Origin of the sequence: Streptomyces sp. NPDC101234 (genome assembly GCF_044767525.1) — a bacterium.
GTDB lineage: Bacteria > Actinomycetota > Actinomycetes > Streptomycetales > Streptomycetaceae > Streptomyces > Streptomyces sasae.
On sequence record NZ_JBIWOA010000078.1, the window covers coordinates 1 to 19,093 of the forward strand.

General features: G+C 67.5%; 21 protein-coding genes and 4 pseudogenes. 6 read left to right on the forward strand and 19 right to left on the reverse strand.

What is annotated here, in order from left to right; genetic code table 11:
* Nucleotides 1–265 precede the first annotated feature (265 nt).
* A complete protein-coding gene (locus tag ACIRR9_RS54785; RefSeq protein ID WP_403769248.1) occupies nucleotides 266–556 on the reverse strand; it encodes a hypothetical protein in 291 nt (96 codons plus the stop codon).
* Nucleotides 557–799: 243 nt separating this feature from the next.
* Nucleotides 800–1,312 carry a winged helix-turn-helix transcriptional regulator gene (locus ACIRR9_RS54790; RefSeq protein WP_403769251.1) on the reverse strand — a complete coding sequence of 171 codons (513 nt, stop codon included), beginning with the start codon at nucleotides 1,310–1,312 and terminating at the stop codon, nucleotides 800–802.
* Nucleotides 1,313–1,413: 101 nt separating this feature from the next.
* Between ACIRR9_RS54790 and ACIRR9_RS54795 the strand changes: the two genes are divergently transcribed.
* From ACIRR9_RS54795 to ACIRR9_RS54805, 3 genes are all read left to right on the forward strand, one after another.
* On the forward strand, nucleotides 1,414–2,214 hold the full coding sequence (locus tag ACIRR9_RS54795; RefSeq protein ID WP_403769254.1) for a crotonase/enoyl-CoA hydratase family protein: 801 nt from the start codon (nucleotides 1,414–1,416) through the stop codon (nucleotides 2,212–2,214).
* Between the two features lie 33 nt (nucleotides 2,215–2,247).
* Complete coding sequence (locus ACIRR9_RS54800; protein ID WP_403769256.1) at nucleotides 2,248–3,465, forward strand: acyl-CoA dehydrogenase family protein; 1,218 nt, start codon at nucleotides 2,248–2,250, stop codon at nucleotides 3,463–3,465.
* 119 nt (nucleotides 3,466–3,584) lie between these two features.
* Nucleotides 3,585–4,361, forward strand: a complete 777-nt coding sequence (locus ACIRR9_RS54805) for an SDR family oxidoreductase (protein ID WP_403769259.1) — start codon at nucleotides 3,585–3,587, stop codon at nucleotides 4,359–4,361.
* Nucleotides 4,362–4,383: 22 nt separating this feature from the next.
* Here ACIRR9_RS54805 and ACIRR9_RS54810 read toward each other — a convergent pair.
* The 5 genes and pseudogenes from ACIRR9_RS54810 to ACIRR9_RS54830 all read right to left on the reverse strand — a co-directional run bounded on the left by ACIRR9_RS54810 (nucleotide 4,384) and on the right by ACIRR9_RS54830 (nucleotide 8,233).
* A pseudogene (locus tag ACIRR9_RS54810) lies at nucleotides 4,384–4,700 on the reverse strand (ankyrin repeat domain-containing protein).
* Between the two features lie 534 nt (nucleotides 4,701–5,234).
* On the reverse strand, nucleotides 5,235–6,104 hold the full coding sequence (locus tag ACIRR9_RS54815) for an alpha/beta hydrolase fold domain-containing protein (protein WP_403769262.1): 870 nt from the start codon (nucleotides 6,102–6,104) through the stop codon (nucleotides 5,235–5,237).
* Nucleotides 6,105–6,193: 89 nt separating this feature from the next.
* Nucleotides 6,194–6,655: a cupin domain-containing protein gene (locus ACIRR9_RS54820; RefSeq protein ID WP_403769295.1), complete on the reverse strand. Its 462-nt coding sequence runs from the start codon at nucleotides 6,653–6,655 to the stop codon at nucleotides 6,194–6,196.
* Nucleotides 6,656–6,800: 145 nt separating this feature from the next.
* On the reverse strand, nucleotides 6,801–7,628 hold the full coding sequence (locus ACIRR9_RS54825) for an alpha/beta fold hydrolase (protein WP_403769265.1): 828 nt from the start codon (nucleotides 7,626–7,628) through the stop codon (nucleotides 6,801–6,803).
* A gap of 146 nt (nucleotides 7,629–7,774) precedes the next feature.
* Nucleotides 7,775–8,233, reverse strand: coding sequence for a cupin domain-containing protein (locus ACIRR9_RS54830; protein WP_403769268.1), 459 nt, complete (start codon nucleotides 8,231–8,233; stop codon nucleotides 7,775–7,777).
* 122 nt (nucleotides 8,234–8,355) lie between these two features.
* Between ACIRR9_RS54830 and ACIRR9_RS54835 the strand changes: the two genes are divergently transcribed.
* The gene (locus ACIRR9_RS54835) at nucleotides 8,356–9,012 is read left to right on the forward strand and encodes a TetR/AcrR family transcriptional regulator (protein ID WP_403769270.1); all 657 of its coding nucleotides are present in this window, start codon (nucleotides 8,356–8,358) and stop codon (nucleotides 9,010–9,012) included.
* Nucleotides 9,013–9,077: 65 nt separating this feature from the next.
* Here the strand turns inward: ACIRR9_RS54835 and ACIRR9_RS54840 are convergent, their stop codons facing one another.
* Both ACIRR9_RS54840 and ACIRR9_RS54845 read right to left on the reverse strand, forming a co-directional pair.
* On the reverse strand, nucleotides 9,078–9,722 hold the full coding sequence (locus ACIRR9_RS54840; RefSeq protein ID WP_403769273.1) for a TMEM175 family protein: 645 nt from the start codon (nucleotides 9,720–9,722) through the stop codon (nucleotides 9,078–9,080).
* Between the two features lie 233 nt (nucleotides 9,723–9,955).
* The gene (locus ACIRR9_RS54845) at nucleotides 9,956–11,320 is read right to left on the reverse strand and encodes a glycosyltransferase (protein ID WP_403769276.1); all 1,365 of its coding nucleotides are present in this window, start codon (nucleotides 11,318–11,320) and stop codon (nucleotides 9,956–9,958) included.
* 76 nt (nucleotides 11,321–11,396) lie between these two features.
* On the opposite strand from ACIRR9_RS54845, the gene ACIRR9_RS54850 reads away from it, so the two are divergent.
* Together ACIRR9_RS54850 and ACIRR9_RS54855 are read left to right on the forward strand one after the other, a co-directional pair.
* Nucleotides 11,397–12,425: a LysR family transcriptional regulator gene (locus ACIRR9_RS54850; protein WP_403769278.1), complete on the forward strand. Its 1,029-nt coding sequence runs from the start codon at nucleotides 11,397–11,399 to the stop codon at nucleotides 12,423–12,425.
* A gap of 81 nt (nucleotides 12,426–12,506) precedes the next feature.
* The gene (locus ACIRR9_RS54855; protein ID WP_403769298.1) at nucleotides 12,507–12,860 is read left to right on the forward strand and encodes a tyrosine-type recombinase/integrase; all 354 of its coding nucleotides are present in this window, start codon (nucleotides 12,507–12,509) and stop codon (nucleotides 12,858–12,860) included.
* 470 nt (nucleotides 12,861–13,330) lie between these two features.
* Here the strand turns inward: ACIRR9_RS54855 and ACIRR9_RS54860 are convergent.
* The 10 genes and pseudogenes from ACIRR9_RS54860 to ACIRR9_RS54905 form a co-directional block, all read right to left on the reverse strand.
* Nucleotides 13,331–13,486: pseudogene (locus ACIRR9_RS54860) on the reverse strand (IS1380 family transposase); the annotation flags it as partial.
* 27 nt (nucleotides 13,487–13,513) lie between these two features.
* A complete protein-coding gene (locus ACIRR9_RS54865; protein ID WP_403769304.1) occupies nucleotides 13,514–14,308 on the reverse strand; it encodes a hypothetical protein in 795 nt (264 codons plus the stop codon).
* Nucleotides 14,309–14,328: 20 nt separating this feature from the next.
* Nucleotides 14,329–14,550: pseudogene (locus ACIRR9_RS54870) on the reverse strand (transposase); the annotation flags it as partial.
* A 193-nt stretch (nucleotides 14,551–14,743) separates the two neighbouring features.
* Nucleotides 14,744–15,070 carry a hypothetical protein gene (locus ACIRR9_RS54875; protein ID WP_403769281.1) on the reverse strand — a complete coding sequence of 109 codons (327 nt, stop codon included), beginning with the start codon at nucleotides 15,068–15,070 and terminating at the stop codon, nucleotides 14,744–14,746.
* Nucleotides 15,071–15,276: 206 nt separating this feature from the next.
* Nucleotides 15,277–15,711: an Imm1 family immunity protein gene (locus ACIRR9_RS54880; protein ID WP_403769283.1), complete on the reverse strand. Its 435-nt coding sequence runs from the start codon at nucleotides 15,709–15,711 to the stop codon at nucleotides 15,277–15,279.
* Nucleotides 15,712–15,878: 167 nt separating this feature from the next.
* A complete protein-coding gene (locus ACIRR9_RS54885; protein ID WP_403769286.1) occupies nucleotides 15,879–16,544 on the reverse strand; it encodes a hypothetical protein in 666 nt (221 codons plus the stop codon).
* A 572-nt stretch (nucleotides 16,545–17,116) separates the two neighbouring features.
* Nucleotides 17,117–17,719 carry a transposase gene (locus ACIRR9_RS54890; RefSeq protein WP_403769289.1) on the reverse strand — a complete coding sequence of 201 codons (603 nt, stop codon included), beginning with the start codon at nucleotides 17,717–17,719 and terminating at the stop codon, nucleotides 17,117–17,119.
* Nucleotides 17,644–17,943, reverse strand: coding sequence for a winged helix-turn-helix domain-containing protein (locus ACIRR9_RS54895; protein ID WP_403769301.1), 300 nt, complete (start codon nucleotides 17,941–17,943; stop codon nucleotides 17,644–17,646). The genes ACIRR9_RS54890 and ACIRR9_RS54895 overlap by 76 nt, the downstream gene beginning before the upstream one ends.
* A 66-nt stretch (nucleotides 17,944–18,009) precedes the next feature.
* A pseudogene (locus ACIRR9_RS54900) lies at nucleotides 18,010–18,258 on the reverse strand (helix-turn-helix domain-containing protein); the annotation flags it as partial.
* On the reverse strand, nucleotides 18,218–18,787 hold the full coding sequence (locus tag ACIRR9_RS54905) for a GNAT family N-acetyltransferase (protein ID WP_403769292.1): 570 nt from the start codon (nucleotides 18,785–18,787) through the stop codon (nucleotides 18,218–18,220). The gene ACIRR9_RS54905 and the pseudogene ACIRR9_RS54900, both read right to left, overlap by 41 nt.
* Between the last annotated feature and the right edge of the window lie 306 nt (nucleotides 18,788–19,093).

Here is a 19,093-nt window from a genome sequence, read left to right on the forward strand (position 1 = left end):
GTCTGCGGGCAGGCCACCACCTGGGACAAGCCACAACGAACGTGCGCTCCGTCCTACCGCAAACCACGTCCGAGCAGGCATGATGGACCTGACACTCACTCAAACCCCCGGCCACCACGGCATGATGCCGGTTGGCGAGTGCGCGCTGTCTGGGGGATGCAACCAGCCGGTGGTCCAAAGCGGTACGGGACGACGCCAGACCCGCGCTCCCCCGATCGCTTCGGGAAGTCCGGGGATGCACCGTTACTGCGCACCGTGTCCCGGCTCAGGTCGACAAATATGCATCGACACCCTCACGAACATATGCGTTCGTGAAGAGCGGCCGCAGCGCACTCCACCACGCGCCAGGGCCGCTCAGGGTTAGGTGCTCCATCTCCGGGCGATGCCGAGGGAAGCCATCGTGGAGCCCGCGCGCCACATCGTCGACGGTCACCCGGTGGCCAGGAGTGATCGCGGTCCGGGCCTCCACCAGACAGCCACGCCACATGCCGTCCCGGAACGCCAACGTTCCCTCGAAGTCCCACGACACGACGCCCTCGGCAATGAGTTGGATCATACGGCGCGCAGACACCTCAATGACCATCTTCTCTTGTCTCTGGTCCCTGGTCCCAGAACCCTGGAGAACCGCACCGACGATCACACTGGCAGACGGTGCTGGTCACGCCTTCGCGGCCGGCTCGTGCGTTGCCGCAGTCCACTTCGGCCGGGGCTGCCAGCGTGTCCACAGCGTCAAATACCGCGTCGAACACATCAGGCACGGGCGTACGGGATTCACTCGCCCCGGAGCCCCCTGTTCTCGTCAGGAGGCGTTCGTGTCGGCGTTGAAGCGCGCGCGCACCGCGGGGTTGTCGAGCAGCCGGTCGGGGTAGCCGGGCCCGGTGTGCACGGACATGTCCTCGTGGCGCAGTGGCTCGCCGCAGGAGGAGCAGACCACCTGTGCCTGGGTGTCGTGGCCGCAGGCGGCATGGTGCATGATCACCGGAACGCCCTCGTCGCCGGTCTGCCAGCGGTCGCCCCAGGCGTTGATCGCGGCCAGCACACCGAAGAAGTCGCGCCCCTTGTCCGTCAGCAGGTATTCGTGGCGGACGGGCTCGGTCTGGTAGGCGCGCCGCTGGAGGAGTCCCATCCCTTCCAGGCGTCGCAGTCGGTCGGTGAGGGTGTTGCGGGCGATGCCGAGTGAGTCGATGAAGCCGTCGAAACGGGACTCGCCGTAGAAGACCTCGCGCAGCACGAGCAGCGTCCAGCCGTCGCCCAGGATGTCCACGGTGCGGGCGATGGAGCAGGGCCAGCTGTCGAACGAGGTCCGTCTCATGCTCTTCACCTTATCAGTCTCATCATGAGATGAACTTGTGCCGGTCCCCTCGGAAGGCTACTGTCCGGTAGGTCTCATCATGCAACTGAGGAGGAGGGCAGATGGGTTCCACGCCTGCGGACGCTGCCGAGGTCACCGTCGAACGGGACGGACACGTCCTGCTGATGGGCCTGAACCGCCCGGCCAAACGCAACGCGTTCACCCGGCGCATGCTCGCCGAGCTGGCGGCCGCCTACGGCCTGCTGGAGTCCGACGACGATCTGTGGTGCGGAGTGCTGTTCGCCCATGGCGACCACTTCACCGGCGGCCTGGACATGCTCGACGTCGGCGCGGAACTGGCCTCGGGGAAGTTCGACGTGCCCGAGGGCAGCCGTGACCCCTGGCGCCTGGACGGGCCCTGGACCAAGCCGGTCGTCGCCGCCGCGCAGGGCTGGGTCATGACCCTCGGGATCGAGTTGCTGCTCGCCGCGGACATCCGCGTGACGGCCCGGGACGCGCGCTTCGCCCAGTACGAGATCCGCCGCGGCATCTACCCCTTCGGCGGCGCCACCTTCCGCTTCCCGCAGCAGGCCGGCTGGGGCAACGCCATGCGCTGGATCCTCACCGGCGAGGAGTTCGACGCCGCCGAGGCCCACCGCATCGGCCTGGTGCAGGAACTCGCCGATGACGGACCGGCCGCGCTCGAGCGCGCCATCCAGATCGCCCGGGTCATCGCCGAGAAGTCGGCTCCGCTGGGAGTCAGGACCGTCTTCGACTCCGCCCACCTGGCACACGAATCCGGTGAGAGGGCCGCGATCGAGCGGCTCCGTCCCGACATCGCCCGCCTCTTCGCCACCGCTGACGGCGCCGAAGGCATCCAGTCCTTCATCGAGCGCCGCGACGCCGCCTTCACCGGCCGCTGACCAGCCCGCACCACCGTCCTCAGGAGACTTGCTGTGACCACCGCCAACCTGTTCGATCTGCCGCCCGACATCGCCGAGGCCCGTGAGTGGGCCCACGGCTTCGCGGAGAAGTACGTGCGGCCGGTCGCCGCCGAGTACGACGAGCGCGAGGAGATGCCCTGGGCCGTGATCGAGGAAGCTGCGAAAATCGGCCTGTACACCCCTGAGTTCGCGCTCCAGCTGCTCGCCGACTCCTCGGGGCTCCTGCAGCCGGTGGTCTGCGAGGAGATCTTCTGGGGCGACGGCGGCATGGGCCAGGCGTTGCTCGGCACCTTCCTGCCGGTGGCCGCTCTGTTCGGATCCGCCACCAAGGAGCAGATCGACACCTGGCTGCCCGAGTTCTTCGGCACCCCCGGCGATCTGGCCGTCGCGGCTCTGTGTGCCAGTGAGCCGAACGCGGGCAGCGATGCCGCCGCCATCCGCACCCACGCCCGCTACGACGAGGCCGCCGGCGAATGGGTGCTCAACGGCACCAAGACCTGGGCCACCAACGGCGGCATCGCCCGCGTCCACGTCGTCAACGCGGTCACCGACCCCGACCTCGGCGCCCGCGGCCACGCACTGTTCCTCATTCCTCCCGGCACCCGGGGCCTGAGCCAGGGGCAGAAGTTCCACAAGCACGGCCTGCGTGCCTCCCACACCGCCGAGGTCGTCCTCGACGACGTCCGCATCCCCGCCGACCTGGTCCTGGGCGGCAAGGAAGCCCTCGACCAGCGCCTCGCCATCGCCCGCGAAGGCACCCGCGTGCGCGTCCCGGCGGCCATGGCCACCTTCGAGATGACCCGGCCCGCCATCGGCGCGATGGCCGTCGGCGTCGCCCGCGCCGCCTACGAGTACGCCCTCGAATACGCAGGCATCCGTGAGCAGTTCGGCCGCCCGATCATCGACAACCAGGCCATCGCCTTCACCCTCGCCGACATGGCCACCGAGATCGACGCCGCCCGCCTCTTGGTCTGGCGCGCCAGCCATATGTTCATGCGCGGCAAGCCCTTCACCCGGGCCGAGGGCAGCATGGCCAAGCTCAAGGCCAGCGAGGTCGCCGTCCGCACCACCGAGCGCGCGATCCAGATCCTCGGCGGCAACGGCTACACCCGCGACTACCCCGTCGAACGCTGGGCCCGCGACGCCAAGATCTTCACCATCTACGAAGGCACCAGCGAGATCCAGCGCCTCGCCATCAGCCGCGCCATCTCCGGCCGCCGCATCCAGTAAGCACCATCCGCACTGCCCCGTACGCAGTGCGCCCCGTACACGGCTCAACGCCACGTCGGGCAGGGACACCATCCCCTTGCCCGACCGCGTCGGACCCCTACCTCCACCCGGAGCATCACATGAGCACGCACACTCCCCCCTTGGCGGGCAAGGTCGCCGTCGTCACCGGAGGCGGCCGAGGCATCGGCAAGATGATCACCAGAGGACTCCTCGAAGCAGGCGCCAAGGTCTACATCTCCAGCCGCAAGGAGGCCGACCTCACGTCAGCCGTCGAGGAACTGAGCCCGCTCGGAGAGATCCACGCGGTGCCCGCCGACCTCGGCACCGCCCACGGTGTCGAAACCCTGGCCTCGTACGTCGGTGAACGCGAGACCCGCGTGCACGCACTGTTCAACAACGCCGGCGCGAACTGGGGCGCCCCGCTGGAAGAGTTCCCCGACTCGGCCTGGGACAAGGTCCTGTCCGTCAACGTCAAGGGCGTCTTCGCCCTCACCCAGGCCCTGCTGCCACTGCTGAAGGCGGCGTCAACGCCGGACGACCCCGCCCGGGTGATCAACACCGGCAGCGTCGACGGCCTGCGTGCCCCTGCACCCGGCTTCAACAACTTCTCTTACAGCGCCAGCAAGGCCGCCGTCCACATCCTCACCCAGCAGCTCGCGGGAACCCTCGCTCCCGATGTCCTCGTCAACGCCATCGCCCCCGGACTGTTCGAGTCGAAGATGACCGCCGGCATCCTCAGCTTCGGCGCCGACGCCATCGCCGAGCAGATCCCCCTGCGGCGCATCGGCCGCCCCGAGGACATGGCCGGCATCGCCGTGTTCCTCATGAGCCCCGCCAGCAGCTACATCACCGGAGCCGTCATCCCCGTCGACGGTGGAGTCATCGCCACCCGCTGACCCCCGGCTCGCCTGCGTTGCCTCACTCGCTGATATGCCGCTGCAACAGCTTGACTGCCAGGTCATGGCCGTAGTGAAGGGCAAGGTCCATGGGTGTTCGCCCGTCCGGGGCCGGGAGTTGCGGGTCGGCACCGAAGGCCAGGAGCACTGCGGTGGTATGCACGGTCAGCGGGCTGCCGCTTTGCAGGGCGCCATCGCCTTCCATGTCGATGGCGTGTGTCAGGAGCGTCATGTTGTCGCATACCTCATCGGGGTCGACTCCCTTGGCCAGCGGGTGGGCCAGGTCTGTGCGTCCTCGCTCTCCACCGCCTGATGGGCCGGTGTCCAGGTGTTCTCCATGGGCAGGATTACGAAGCAGGACGTGTTGGGCGGCTGGCGCACCGTCTTTTGACCTTGGCAGGGCAGAAGGCGTCACCTGGGCGCAAGGTGTTGCAGCCGTCGCGATGGCTGTGGATTGCGGGGAAGGTCATCTGTTCGCCCGGGCCCCAGCTCCTGCCTGCGAGGTTCTGACCGCTGACGGCGGTGGTGAGGGCGACGCCCGATGTCGGTTCGATGTCGTACTGGCCCAGCTTCGTCGTGCTCCTCACCGACTTGGACCTTGACTGTCGCGATGCCCCGTCGCACTGCTGTCATCTCGGCGGACGTCCGTTTCGGTTCCTCGGATATGGCAAATCCCGGACTACGTCTTCACCACGATGCACGGTCTGCCGCAGTCGGGCGGGCGCAGCAACCATTGCCGACCCGCACTCGATAGCCGATCATTCGCGATCGACCGTATGGCACTCGTCGAGAGCTCCGGCGACTACACCACTAAGGTCAGAACGGTGCGGCGATGTCACTGAGTTACCGGCGACCTCACGAACCTCTGTCCTGTCACTGCTTGATGGGGTTCCAGCGGGCACGGGTGAAGGCGGCGGCGGAGTTCAGCGCCTCGTCGGCTTCGTCGAGCAGAGCAGCGAACGCCTGGAAGACGTGCGGGACCTGGGGCCAGACCTGGAGTTCGATGGGGACGTCGTGGTCGGCGGCGCGGGCGGCCAGTCGCAGGGCGTCGTCGAGCAGGATCTCGTGTGAGCCCACCTGGATGAGCAGCGGGGGCAGCTCCGTGAGGTCGGCGAAGATCGGGCTGGCCAGTGGTTCGGTGCCGGTGGTCGGCCCGAGGTAGTCCCGGGCTCGGGTGCGCAGGGCCTCGGGGGTGAGGGCGGGGTCCAGGTGGGCTTTACGGGTCGCGCTGGCGCCGGACACCGTGAGGTCCGCCCAGGGCGAGAACACCGCGGCCGACGCGGGCCGGGGCAGGCCCGCGTCCCTGGCGGCGACCATCGTCGCGACAGTCAGGCCGCCGCCCGCGGACTCGCCGACGAACGCGATCCGTTCGGCGGGCACGCCCTGGTCGAGCAGCCCCCGGTAGGCGGCCACGGCGTCGTCGACGGCCGCGGGGAACGGGTGCTCGGGTGCCAGGCGGTAGTCGATGCAGACAGCGCGGGCGCCGCAGCGCCGGGACACGTCGGCTGCCAGGCCCGCCGCGTCGGCCGCGGAGCCGATGGCGTATGCACCCCCGTGGAAGTACAGCAGGACACGGTCCGGATCGCTGCCGGGGGCGTCGACGGTGACGACCGGCACGCCGCCTAGTTGCCCGGCGGTCGTGGTGACATCGGGCGGCAGCGGTATCGCGGTCATCATCGCGTGGAACAGGGCGCGTGCTTGGGTGACGTCGCCGCCGACGTCGAGGGGGCCGTGCCGGAGCATGTCATCAAGGTCGCGGCGTTGTTGCCCGGACATAGTGGTGCCTCTCGTACGAGGGGGTGCAGATCCCCGGGGGGTAGTTGTGCTGGTGTTCAGCGGGGCGGGCCGAGGATGATCTGGCCGTACAGGTCGGCGGCCTCGGCCATCCGGTCCTTGGATATCTCGAATCCTTCGGGCCGGGGGGTCGACAGGTCGCGTCCGGCGTGCCGGAACATGCCCTCGATGCCGCCCGGGGTGCAGATCATCAGCAGGTCGGCGGTGTCGGAGGTGATCCGGTAGCCGTGGGGGACGTTCCTGGGGAGGTAGACGATGCCGCCTTCCGTCAGCTCCATCTCCTGGTCATCGGACCAAAGCAGGGCTGTGCCCTTGATGAGCATGAAGATCTCGTCCTCGCGGGTGTGCAGGTGGTACGGCGGCGCCTCGCCCTTGGCGACGCTGAACCGTCCGACGGTCAGTTGCCCCTCGGTGGCCGCGCTGTCCAGGAGTACGGCGAACTGGCCGCCGTCGAGCCATTCGAGTTTCTGCTGCTGGTCGGGCTGGGCGAGGTAGGCCATGCTCACGGCGGAGTCCCGTTCTGTGTGATCGGCATGCGAAGGGTTCAGCGACGTCAGAAGGGTGGGCCTGCGGTGGCGACGAGCCCGCCCGGCGTCGGCGGTCCTGTCCGCCGGCGGCGGCGTGGGGCGGGGCGAGGTCCTGGGGTCAGTCGGCCGGGCCCGGCTTGACGACGGTGTCGACGAAGTCGCCGATGGCCGCGAGGGTCGCCTTGAGCTGTTCGATCTGCGGGAAGTGGGCGGCGTCGGGGATGGGCACGAAGCGGCTGTTGGGGAAGGAGTCGGCGTAGCCGCGGCCGTAGACGGGGTTGGCGATGCCGTCCTCCTCGCCCCACGCGACCAGGACCGGCAGGGTGATGCGGCGCAGCCTGCCGCGGAGTTTGGGGTCGTAGGTGAAGCCGGGGCCGCCGTAGACGGCGAGGGTCTGCTGGTTGGCCGCCGCGGCGGCGCGCTGCTGTTCGGTGAAGGTGGAGAAGTCGGGGCGGAAGGCGGCGTTGGCGAAGGAGAGCTTGGTGACCGCCTGGGGCGGCAGGGTGCGGGGGTCGATGACCTGGTTGGCCGGCATGTTGGCGTGGATGCCGACGGCGTTGAGGAGGGTGAGGGCGCCGATACGGCCCTTGGTGTCACGCAGGGCCATCTCGGCGGCGATCCAGCCGCCGAGCGAGTTGCCGATCACCATCACACCGGTCAGGTCCAGGCTGTCCAGCAGGTCGAGGTAGGCCACCGCCAGGTCCGCGACGGAGTCGCACCACTCGGGACGCGGCGTGCCGTCGAAGCCGGGGTGGGTCGGGGTGACGGCGTAGACGTGCTCCGAGAGGGCAGTGGACAGGCCGGTCATCGTGCGGGGGCCGGCGCCGCCGTGCAGGAGCAGGACACCGGTTCCCTCGGTGTCGGTGCCGTACTCGTCGATGGTGACGGACAGGCCGTCGGCGAGGTCGACGGTGCGTGTGGTGGAGGCAGCGGTCGGAGCGTTCACAGCAGTGGTCCCCATTCATGAGAGCTGACTCGCATGAAGCTAGATGAGCCCGTCACTTTATGCAAGTTGACTCTCACGAAGAGAGTTGACGCTCATCAAGGAGACGCCTCCGGGCTCCGACGACGGCACGGCGAACCCGCGGGGACTCAGGCGAAGTCGTCGGCCGGGGTCGTGGCATAACGGCCCATCACCTCCGCGACGGTCCGCGCGTCCGCCTCCCCACCACCGGCGATCACGTCCCGCAGGTCCCGGAAGTACTGCACGTAGCGATCCGGCGTGAAGGTGTTGAGCATGACCAGTGGCTCGTCGCCCGGATTGGCGAAGGTGTGCGGGGCGCCGGGCGGCACCATCACCAACGTGCCGGCCGGGGCCTCGTGAACGGTGTCCCCGACGGTGAACACAGCGGCGCCCGACAGGACGTAGAAGCCCTCGTCATGGCCGGCATGCCGATGCTGCGGCGGGCCCTCCGCGCGCGGGGCGAGGGTGATCTCGGCGACCCCCAGGCGGTGCGCGGTCGTCCCGCCGTCCTCCAGGATGCGGATGCGGGCCGGACCCAGGTCGATGACCTCGCCACCCGCCGACCCGACGACAGAGACCTTGTTCACGGAACCGTCCCCCCTTCGTGAGAGTATTCTCTCGTGAAGGTAGAGCGCTCGCTTCATAGGATGCAAGCCTTCTCTCATCAGGGTTCAACCCGCCCGAGCCGCGGACGACGAGAGGTGGACCGGTGGGAACACCGAGCACGACAGGGCGTGCCAACCAGAAACTGCGCACCCGCACCGCGATCGTGCAGGCTGCGGCCGAGCTCAGCCGCACCGGCCGCGAGGTGACCATGCCCGAGGTGGCCAAGGCGGCCCTGGTCTCCGAGGCCACCGCCTACCGCTACTTCCCCGACCTGCTCAGCCTGTTGCGCGAGGCCATCACCGGGCAGCTGCCCACCGCCGCCGAGGCACTGCGGCCCGTCACCGACTCCACCGACCCGGTGGAGCGGGTGGCCGCCGCGACCAGGTCCCTGCTGCGCCACATACTGAGCCGCCAGGGCGTGGTGCGCGCCATGATCGCGGCCACCGTCGTGCGGCCGGCGGAAGCCTCCGCCCGCCCGGGACTGCGCTTCGGACTGATCGACCACGCGCTGGCGCCGGCCGCCGACAGCGGCACCCTGAAGCCCGCCGCACTGGACCAGCTCAGGCGTGACCTCTCGGTCGTCATCAGCGCCGAGGCCCTCTTCAGCCTGACCGACCTGAACGGACTGGACCCGGAGCAGGCCATCACCAGCCTCGTGCATACCGCGACAACCCTCACCCGGGCCGCGCTGCGGGACAGCGAGCGCGCCGACGGCCCTGCCGGACCGGACGCCCCGCCCCATCCTCGAACGGATGCCTGAGGCAGTCGACGCCTCCGCCCCCGACCGCCATCGGCCGGGGGCGGAGGCGCGTGCGGCCCGTACCCTCAGCTTCGCCCGTGGCGTCGCAGGCGGGTGAGGGCCACAGGCCCGAGCACGGGTATCAGGATCCAGCACAGGTACGCGTACGCGGTGAGGAACGAGACCGGGACGGATACCAGGAAGGCCACTGCGGCTGCGCCGACTCCCCTGGTCGCCCGGGAGAACACCTCCGTCGTGGTGCCCGACCGGCTCAGGTCGGCACGACGGATCTCCCGGACCATCAGCAGGAACAGCGCGCAGGCGGAGAACTGCACCACGGCGTAGAAGTCGAACCGGACCTGGAACGCACCGTCGCCGCCGATCACGTCGGTCGCGAACGGGGTGACCACCAGCAGGAGCAGCCAGTACACGGTCAGGTTGGTCAACCGGCCGCTCACGGCCGCGACATGTCGGAACACCCGGTGGTGGGCCCTCCAGTGCGCGGCGATCACCACGAAACTGATCAGGAACGCCATGTAGCCGGCGCGGTGGTCCGCCGCCGACCGCAGCAGCGCACTGTTCGTCGAGCCCTCCGGAACCGGCAGTTCGAGTGCCAGCAGGGTCAGCGCGATAGCGATCACCGCGTCGCCGAAGAACGTGAGCCGCTCGGCCGCGGCCGTCCGGATCTCCGCTTCCTCGGACGGTTCACGCTCGGTCGGGACAGTCGTCATGACAGAAGGACTCCACGGTAGGACGGGATTGACAGTCCGTGCCCGCGCCCGCAGAGGAAGTCGGGTCCGGATCGCCGAACGACGCCCTGAGCCGCGCCGCGGCACGAGAGGACAGTATTCACGGAATGCCTTCTCCAACTGAATGGACAAGGGCCGCACGGTGGGCCGGGCACCGTGGCACGGCTCGCGCCGACGTGCACAGCGGGCCCGCCGTGCACGTCGGATCCGTATGTCTAGCGGCCGAGTTCGGTCACGGTTTCGTGGATCGCGGTCAGCGCATCATGCCGGGCGTATTCCGCCGCCAACTCCGCGGCGCGCTCTCGATAGGCCGCCTCGGTCAGCACCCGCTCGACCGCCGCGCGCACGTCCCGCGCCTTCGGGCGCTGCGTGACCAGATTGATCGCCGCACCCGCCCACGTGGCACGCGCCGTCACCTCGGTCTTGTCCTCCGTCTGGCCGGCCAGCACCATCGGCACACCGTGGCCGAGTGCCTGCTGCACCCCGCCGAATCCGCCGTTGCTCACCAGGACGTCGGCGTACGGCAGCAGATCGCCGAAGGGGATGAACTCGGCCACCCGGGCGTTCGCCGGCACCCGCTCCAGCTCGGCGGCTCGCCCCAGCGTCGCGACCACCAGCACGTCCAGGTCGGCCAGCGCATCGAGCGTCGGCTGGACCAGCTCGGTGAAATCGACGTTCGCCGCGGTCCCCTGGGACACCACGACCACGCGGGGCGCCGACACGACCTCGTCCCACCACGTCGGAAGCTGCGACGTCCGGTCCGATCCGAGAGGCAGTGCGCCGACATAGCGGATCGAGTCCGGCAGGTCGCCGCGCGGATAGTCCAGCTGTGCGATCGACAGCTGCAGGAACCGGTCCGGAACACGCGACATCCCGTCCATGACGAACGGCACTTGCTCCGTCACCCCGCAGGAGGCGAGCACCTTCACCAGGTGCTCCTGCGTCGAACCGAACAGCACCTCCTGCACCATCGTGTTCGCCGCCCGATTGCGCTCCCTGCCTTCCGGCGAACTGTCCGGGGCGAGACCGAGTCCGAACGGCGCGGCGTCCTCACTGCTGATCGTCAACGGCACCACCCCGAGCCCGACCACCGCGGCCGGCCGTGCCCCCGCCGCCCCGAGCAGCACCGGCCATGCTCCGAGGAAACCCGTCTCGTGCAACAGCACCACCGGCTCGCCCTCGGCCGCCGCGAGCAGTTCCTGGACCGTGCGGTGCTGATCCGGCACCGGATCGATGAACAGGTGACGCAGTCCGAAACCCAACTGCTCCGGCCCCGGCGCTATGGAGAGGATCTCCGGGAACAAGGCCGGCACGTTGTCACCGTCGAAGTCGGCCGTACCCAGCAACGGCGCGAACTGAGCGCCGACGGCTTCCACCGCACCGCGGTAACGCGAACCGGTGGTCACGGTGACCTGATGACCGCGGCGCACCAGATCGGCGGCGATCGCACGCATCGGCGTGAAGTGCCCGTAGATCGGCGACGCAGCGACAACAACTCGCGTCATGCAAAGAGCCTCTTCCTCTGAAAGACCACGGCCACTTCCGTCAGGCCGGGCCCAATTGCGCTTCTCCCGCACCATGATCAGGCAGTTCGGTCGGCATCGGTAGCGAGTAAAATTGCTTTTGCTTATCGCACATTGCGATGAAAGGCGGACCGTGGAGCTACGGCAGATCAGGGCGTTCGTCGTCGTCGCGGACGAGGCCAGCTTCACGCGCGCGGCGGCCAGGCTGAACCTGGTGCAGTCGGCCGTCTCGGCCGCGGTACGCAACCTGGAACGGCACCTGGGAGCGGAGCTGTTCGAACGCACGACCCACCACGTGCATCTGACCCAGGCAGGCCGGCTGTTCCTGCCCGAGGCCCGGCGGACGCTCGCCGCCGCGCAGGAGGCCCAACACGTGATCGAGCAGATGCGGGGCGGACTGCGCGGCGAGGTCCGACTCGGCGTGATACAGACCCCCCAGCACGTCGTCGCCCAACCGGCGCTGCTCATCTCGAAATTCCGCGCCAAGCATCCCGGCGTGACCGTCTCCATACAAGCCGGCGGCAGCGTCAGCCACGCGGAGGACCTCCGCAAGAAGCGCCTCGACGTGGCCTTTGTGATCCTCCCGCGCGAAGCCACGGCCGGGCTCGACATGTACGTGTTGGCATCGGAGAAGCTGCAGTTGCTGTGCCACACCGACCATCCGCTGGCAGAACGCGACCAGGTGCAGCTGGCGGAGTTGGTGGACCAGCCGTTCATCGATACCCCGGCTACCTGGGGCAACCGGCTCGCGACCGACTCGGCGTTCGCCCGCGCCGGACTCACCCGCAAGGTCGCCTACGAGATCGGTGACACCGCAGGCCTGGCCTCCCTCGTCGAACACGGCCTCGGAGTAGCGATCGGCCCGATGTCGTTCATCAATCCCGAGAACGGCATCCGGGCGGTTTCGCTCGGATCCGACGCGCCCAGCCTCACGCTCTCGCTGGCCGTGCCGGCCGGACATGCCGTGAGCACACCCGTCAGGGCCCTGCTGCAAACAGCCCAGGAACTGTCCGAGCGGGAGTGTCGGATCAACGGCAGGTCTGATCATCAAGGAGATCTGTCCGATGACGGAGACCGTCGTGGCGAACGAGCAGGCCGAGCAGGTGGTTCAGGCACCGTCGAGTGGGGTGCCGGACGAGCAGTTCGTTGCGATGCCAGTTGACTGGGCCCGGAACAAGGAACTGCAGCTGAGCGGCGGGGGCGCCAAGGCAAGCAGGACCGCAAGGTTCCCATCGCTGGGGAGATCCGTCCCCTCGTTGCCCAGCGCGTCCTGTCCGCCGGCTCCGATCCCGACCCTTGCCTGCTCACCGGCCCGCGCGGCGGGCGCATCTCCACCGCCGTCCTGCGCGACGCCATCCATTGGGACGACGTGGTCACCGAGCCCGGCCACGAGCACCTGCGCCGCCACGACCTCCGGCACACCGGACTGACCTGGTTCGCCGACGCCGGAGTCCAGGTACACGTCCTCCGCAGGATCGCCAACCACGGCTCCCTGACCACCGCCCAGCGCTACCTGCACCCCGATGTCCACAAGATCACGACCGCCGGGGCGGCGCTCTGCGCACACCGCGCTCGCTGCCAAGCCCGATCGTCGTGACCCGCTGACCCGGGTCAAGGGCGCCGGTCCCCAACTGGTCCCCAAGAATGATCAAAGGCCAGATTCGGATGCCTCCGAAACCGGCCCTGACCTGCGACTGTCTCCCGTGACGACTGGATTTGAACCTACGACCCCTTGGCCCCCAGGAGTGAGGGCCATAGGAATCACCTGTGCATACCATGCCGAACCGGGGCACAGAACGTGCGCCCCCGTGGATGCTGTTCAGGGTCGCGAGCACCGTGTGGTCCCCAACTGATCCCCACGCATTGGGCACAGTGCGCGTCGGCCTTTCCGCAACCCTGGTGAGCGCCCGCGTTACCACCGAGGGAGTCCAGGCCCAGCCGATCGTGGTTCGTCGGGTGGTTCGGTCTCCGGTGGGATCGGCAGGTCGATGAAGGGCTCCCAGATGCGGGGCCGTTGGGGTGACGGAGTCCTACTCCGGCAGTTCGTCCAGGACTGGCGGAACGGGCGGGCGTCCAGGCGAGGAGGTCGAGCGGGAGGGAGACGGCCTCCAGCCAGGATGGGTTCTGTGCGGTCTCGTGCAGCGGCAGGTTGCCCAGGCCGGTGTCGCGGGCGTTTCGGATGCGGTCCCCGCAGCGGGCCCGCCGTCGGTGGCGCAGTTCCAGGTGACGACGGGTGCAGGTCAGAGCCGCTCAGCCCAGTACGTCGCGCAGCAGTCTCGCGTTCTTCACCACTTGACTCGATCCCGTGTGGGCAGCGGCCCTCGTGACCTCGGGGATCTCCCCCTTCGCCGCACAGCGCGAGGCGCAGTCGACGCCGAGGGCGAGCAGCGCTCCGGTGCCCCGGACCACGGGGTCGCGCAGTAGGTGGGGCAGGGCGACTTCGAGCACGGACCACACGGTGGCGTACGCGCCCGTCTCGGCGGCCGTGCGCAGGGAGGCGGTCACCCGGTTCGCCTCGATCCATCTGCCGCGCAGCGTCTCGGCCAGTTGCCGTCCGAGCAGGGCGGTGTCCAGCTGCTCCCGCCCGGCGAGCACGAGCAGCGCGTCCACCGCCGCGTCGCGTTCACGCTGCTGGTCGTACGTGAGGGTGAACGTCAGTGCCAGGTGCAGCGCGAATCCCGCCGGGCCGCCGGACTCTGCCGCGAACGGCAGGGCGTGCGCCCAGCCGCGCATGGACACGCGGTACCTGAAGTAGTCGCGAGCCAGTACGACTTCGCGGTGGTGGGGCAGCTGGGCGAGCCAGAAGGGGACCATCGGTTCGTGGAGGCCGCTGTTGCGGTACGGCCCGATCAAGGTCGCGGCGGGCGGGAGGAGCGGGGGGCCGGGGGCCGGCTCGGGGCGTATGTGGCTCACCCAGTCCGACGGGAACTTGCCCGGGTGGGTGTCGGCCCAGTTCTCCGGCACGCGGTCCCAGTGCGGCAGACCGCCCGCGCACAGCCACTCAGCCAGCAGTCTGCCGGCGTCGGACCCGAGCCGACCGGCCACGCCCAGCACCTTCTCGTCCGGAGGTGCTCAACAACGTATTCGCGCACGTCGTCACGGACAGCATCCGCGTCCCAGGAGGCCCGGCACATCAGGTGCTGCATGCCGTGCGGGGTAGATTCCCCGGCCCACTCCGCGATCGTCCAGCAGTTCTTGCGTGGCAGGTCCGACAGCAGGCCCAGCACCAACCGCCCGGCCCACCGCCGTGGTTCGACCCGGGCGAGCCGCCCTGCAATACGGCCCATGGCCATCTCAAACGCCTCCCGCCAACGGGCGGGATTTATGCTGTGACCTGCGGCCACCGTCTCGTCATTTGTCCACACAACTCACGATGATCAACGGTGGCCGTGCCCGTACCCGAAGCAGGCTCCATCAGTAGGCCCGAGCACCCGAGTTGGCGAGACCGAGCCCGCACTTCGTGGTCCGTTCGGGCGAACGTCATGGCTGTGCACTCTGGCGGTGCATGGGTGGCCGGCCGAGTATCTCGATGTACATGATCCGGCCGTCCACGATGTCCAGGATCAGCATGCCTTTCGAGGGCGAGAGAGGCACACACCGATGGCCCGGGCCGTACGGCTGCCCCCGCGGACGATCTGCCGTCCGGATGCTCTGGCAAAAGTCATCGCCGCAGCCGCACTCGTCAACCAGATGCAGATCCCACGCGCAGACGGCCAGCTCGCGTTCTCCTTCATCCTCCAGGAGGGCGGTCAGCTCGGTGATGAGATCTGGGAAGACGTTGCGAACGAGGGGGTGGTCCTGCTCCATGGGCGGAGGGTAGCCGGGACGGCTGGCTGAGCGCGATGACGGGGTACCCGGCCACAGCCAGCAAGATCACGATCTACAGCTGGAGCATTAACCATTGTTACTGGCTCAAAATTGGTGGTGATCGCAGCCACTCTTGGATGGCCGCGATCAGCACGGTCACCTCATAGCAGACGCAACAAACCGCGATGGATTTATACGCAGGTAATTCACCAAGACTCTGGTTCCTGCCATTCAATACATGTTGGGCGTTGTCCCCCGGAAGCCAAAAACTCCTTGACGGCCTGACGGATAAGATCAATGGAGATTTCCGAGCCGTCCGGGAAATCGGTCGCATTTCCTACGCAGAAATAAGGGATTCCATCCCCTCTTTTCAACGATCCGACCGTTACCGCATTGCCGTCGGCATCCATGAATTCCAGGACGCCTACTTGGAGATCTTTATCGACCCCCACCAAAAGCTCGTGGTCAGGAAATCCGGAAGGGAGGAGCGTTCGCGTCAAGGAATGGAGTTCGGCCAAGTTGTGGTAGGGCGGAGTCGTAAGAAGCGAGTCGATCAGTACGTCGACATCCTCAGCGCTAGTCAGAACTGGCCGATTTTGGGCGTGCTCCTCGCGGTAGTACGCCTCCACCTTGTTCTGCATCAAGGTGCTCCTCCTCCATACCGCCTGCGTACCGCATGACGAGGATGTAGCACCGCCAACGTCCGCCGTCATCCACCCATTCAACCTCAGCGTCAACCACTGCCGTCAAACCCCAGAACCCCCGTCGGAGACGCATTCCGGCGGAGCCTCTTTTTCATCACCAAGGGTTATTCCTGCCGCACCTTTTCAAGTTTATGAAAGGTGATCTGGCCGTCGACAACCGCATGGAGCGAATCAACATTACCAACCTTCGCCGATAACCCCTCAAGCCATTCATCTCCCGAGGTCCAATTAATCGGAAGTCGCGACTTAGGCCACTTCCCCAGAAGCTCCTGTGCGAGCTGGATGCCCTCCATGGCGGTATCAACTGAGCCACTTGCCGCGGGGATGAGAACGCTATCCTCAACTTCATTCACCGCAGGCGGGCCACCTTGGGCTTGCTGAGAGACCGCAAAGGCGCGCAACTCTCGGACGACGTCTTCAATCGTAGGCGGCAAATCCAAACTCAACCGCGCCTGCTCAGCCAGCCGTCTAGCAGTGTCAGAGTAGCCTTCCCCGTGGCTAAAGAATTTAACGGCCTCCTGCGCACCTGAGCTTGCGGCGAGACGCTGCCCAAGAGTCAGGGAGATGACTGGAAACTCTCGGGTGAGAGCATGGATGTGCACGGTCGGGAAGTACGCATCACCCGAGGCAGATCGGTCGAGCGTGACCCCTTGAAGCACAGGACCAATACGCCTAAGCAGTCTCAAAGGCCGCCAGACATCGAAACCCTGGTACAGAGCCGCCCAGTCCTTAGTAACCCGCTTGACGGTCGCTGCATCCACCTTGCTCACGGGTTCACCTCCACGGTCAGACCGGTCAAGGGATCGGGAAGTGGCAGGCGGACAAGAATGCCCTAAACGTCCCAGGCGCGAATCTGGGATTCTTGACGAACTTGTAGTCATACACGATACCTGAGGCCGGATCGAACACATCTGGCCGGGCACTCCCCTTCGTGCCTCTCGAAACGAGCACCTGCAGCAAGTAGCCTTTTTCGGTAATCAGACCACGATTTCCTTAGATGCCCTGGTAGCGAGTGAGGAGAGTGTCGGCATAAAGATGCTTAGCAGTACCCGAGACTGCTCCGCTGTCGCCCAGTCGGGCCTGAGCGCGCGTGGCAATCGCTTGTATGAGGTCCGCAGTAGAAGGGTTCGTCGAGCCATTACAAGAGCACGCAACCCCATTCGGGGCGATTCCGTCATTGCAGTTATGAACCAGAACCGGAGTGCCCCTTGCCAGCACATAGTACGCGTGGAGCTGCTGAACCGTGAGGTTCCAGCGGTTCGCGGCGCCGGCTGTGGTTTTGAACGCCACGACGCTGACGTGACCGTTGGCCGCTGTGGCTAGAGATCTTCAATGGCTGGGGTTACGGCGGTTGGAAGTCGAGACGGGTCTTGGCGAGAAGGCCGTCGATGAGGCCGGGTCGGTACTGCATCCGTTTGAGCCGCGTCTTCACCAACGCAGCGAGCTCATCAAGGCTGTGTTTGGTGAGGTTGGCCAGCGATCTCTTCAGGTGCGACCACACGCCCTCGATGGGATTGAACTCGGGGGTGTAGCGCGGGAGTTGGTAGACGGTCAGCCATAATCGGGCGTCGACCAGCTCCCGCATGGTCCGGCTGACGTGCGTGTTCAGATTGTCCCAGACCAGCACGATCGGGCCGCCCAGCTGCTGGTGTGCGGCATCCAGCAGACGGGCGTAGTCGGTCTCGGTGAAGCCCTTGCGTCGGCCCTTGGCGGGACCACGGTCGAGGTGGATGCGGTAGATCAGCCGGGACCGGTGGCCGGACTTGGTGCAGATCAGCGCCGCCATCGAGACACGTTTGGTGCCCGCAGCGGTGACCCGCACCACCGGGGTGTGACCACGGCGGCCCCAGGTGCGGCCCTTGGGCGGCCTCAGGCCCTGGCCCGCTTCGTCCTCGAAGCAGAGCCAGGCGCCCGAATCCGCCGCCCTCTTTTTATGACGGGCCACTGCTCGTCCTTCCAGGCGGCGATCTTCTCCTCGTCGCGCTCGGTCGCCTTGCGGGAGGGCACCTGCACGCTCCAGCCGATGCGGTGCAGCAGCAGGTCCAGCCCGGCCAGGGTGTACTCGACACCGAACCGGCGGCGCACGATCTCGGCAATCCGGGCCAGCGTCCAGCACTGGTCACTCCAGCCGGAGACCGCCGCGCCGGCGCCCAACACCGTCTCCAGCACACGGAGTTGTCCCGCATCGAGCTTGCAGCGGGCCCCGCCGGGACCTCTGGAGGCCAGAGCCTGCCGACCGCCTGAAGCCAACGCCCGCCGCCAGCGGTTCGCCGACATCCTGGTAACCCTGAACCGCCGGGCCACCTCACGGTCACTGGCCCCGGCGTCGATCAGATCAGCGGCCGCGAGCCGAACCCTCTCACGCCGAGCCCGCTCCTCGGCCGTCAATCCACCGCCATCGGGATACCTCATTCTCCCGGCATAGCGCGGCCCACAACGGCCGTCATCGGTCGTGCTTCGCCGCGTGGCGCAGGCCATGAGCATCTCTTCCGGGGATCCGGTACAGCACACAGCGGCGAAGTGGCCCCTCGGGCACGCTCGGATCCTCGAAGTCGTCGGCCGGATCCCGGGTCATACCGATCCGGCGCATCACTGCCTGGGAACGAAGGTTGTGGACGGTCGTCGACGCCACCACTTCCGGCAGCCCGAGGACCTCGAAGCCGAAAGCCAGGCAGGCCAGGGCGGCTTCTGTGGCGTAACCGTGACCCCACGCCGAACGCATCAACCGCCAACCGATATCCACCCCCGCGAACGGCATGTCCTCGCCCACCTCGTCCAAGCCGACACGGCCGATGAACTCACCAGTCTCCCGAGCTTCGAGCGCCCACCACCCAAAACCTCGCTCGTCAAACTCAGCCTGCATGAGTGCCAGCGCGGCATCGCTCTGCTCCCGCGTCAGCAGTTCTCCCAGGTGTTCTAGGACTTCAGGATCGGCATTCATAGCCGCCCACGGTCCCAGGTCGGACTCCCGCCACCGGCGCAGCAGAAGACGACCCGTTCGCAGCTCTGGCATGCCACCCAGCCAACCCGATCGAGATCAGGAAGTCGATCGGATATGTCGAGCCCTACGGCGCTGTCCATGCCACACCCGCTGCGGAGATCCGCCATAACGGCCTACACCATCCGGCGGGACACCGTCCCGTCACGACCCGAAGTAACCCGCACCGTTAAAGATCTCTAGAGAGCGTCTGACAAGCCTGTCAGCGGGCAAGTTGCCTGGTAGCGGGGTGGTGGTGCACTTTCGGGGGCTGGGGTGTGCGGGCTGCGTACCCGTTACTCGACGGATCTGTCCGATCCTGAGTGGGAGATCCTCCGTCCG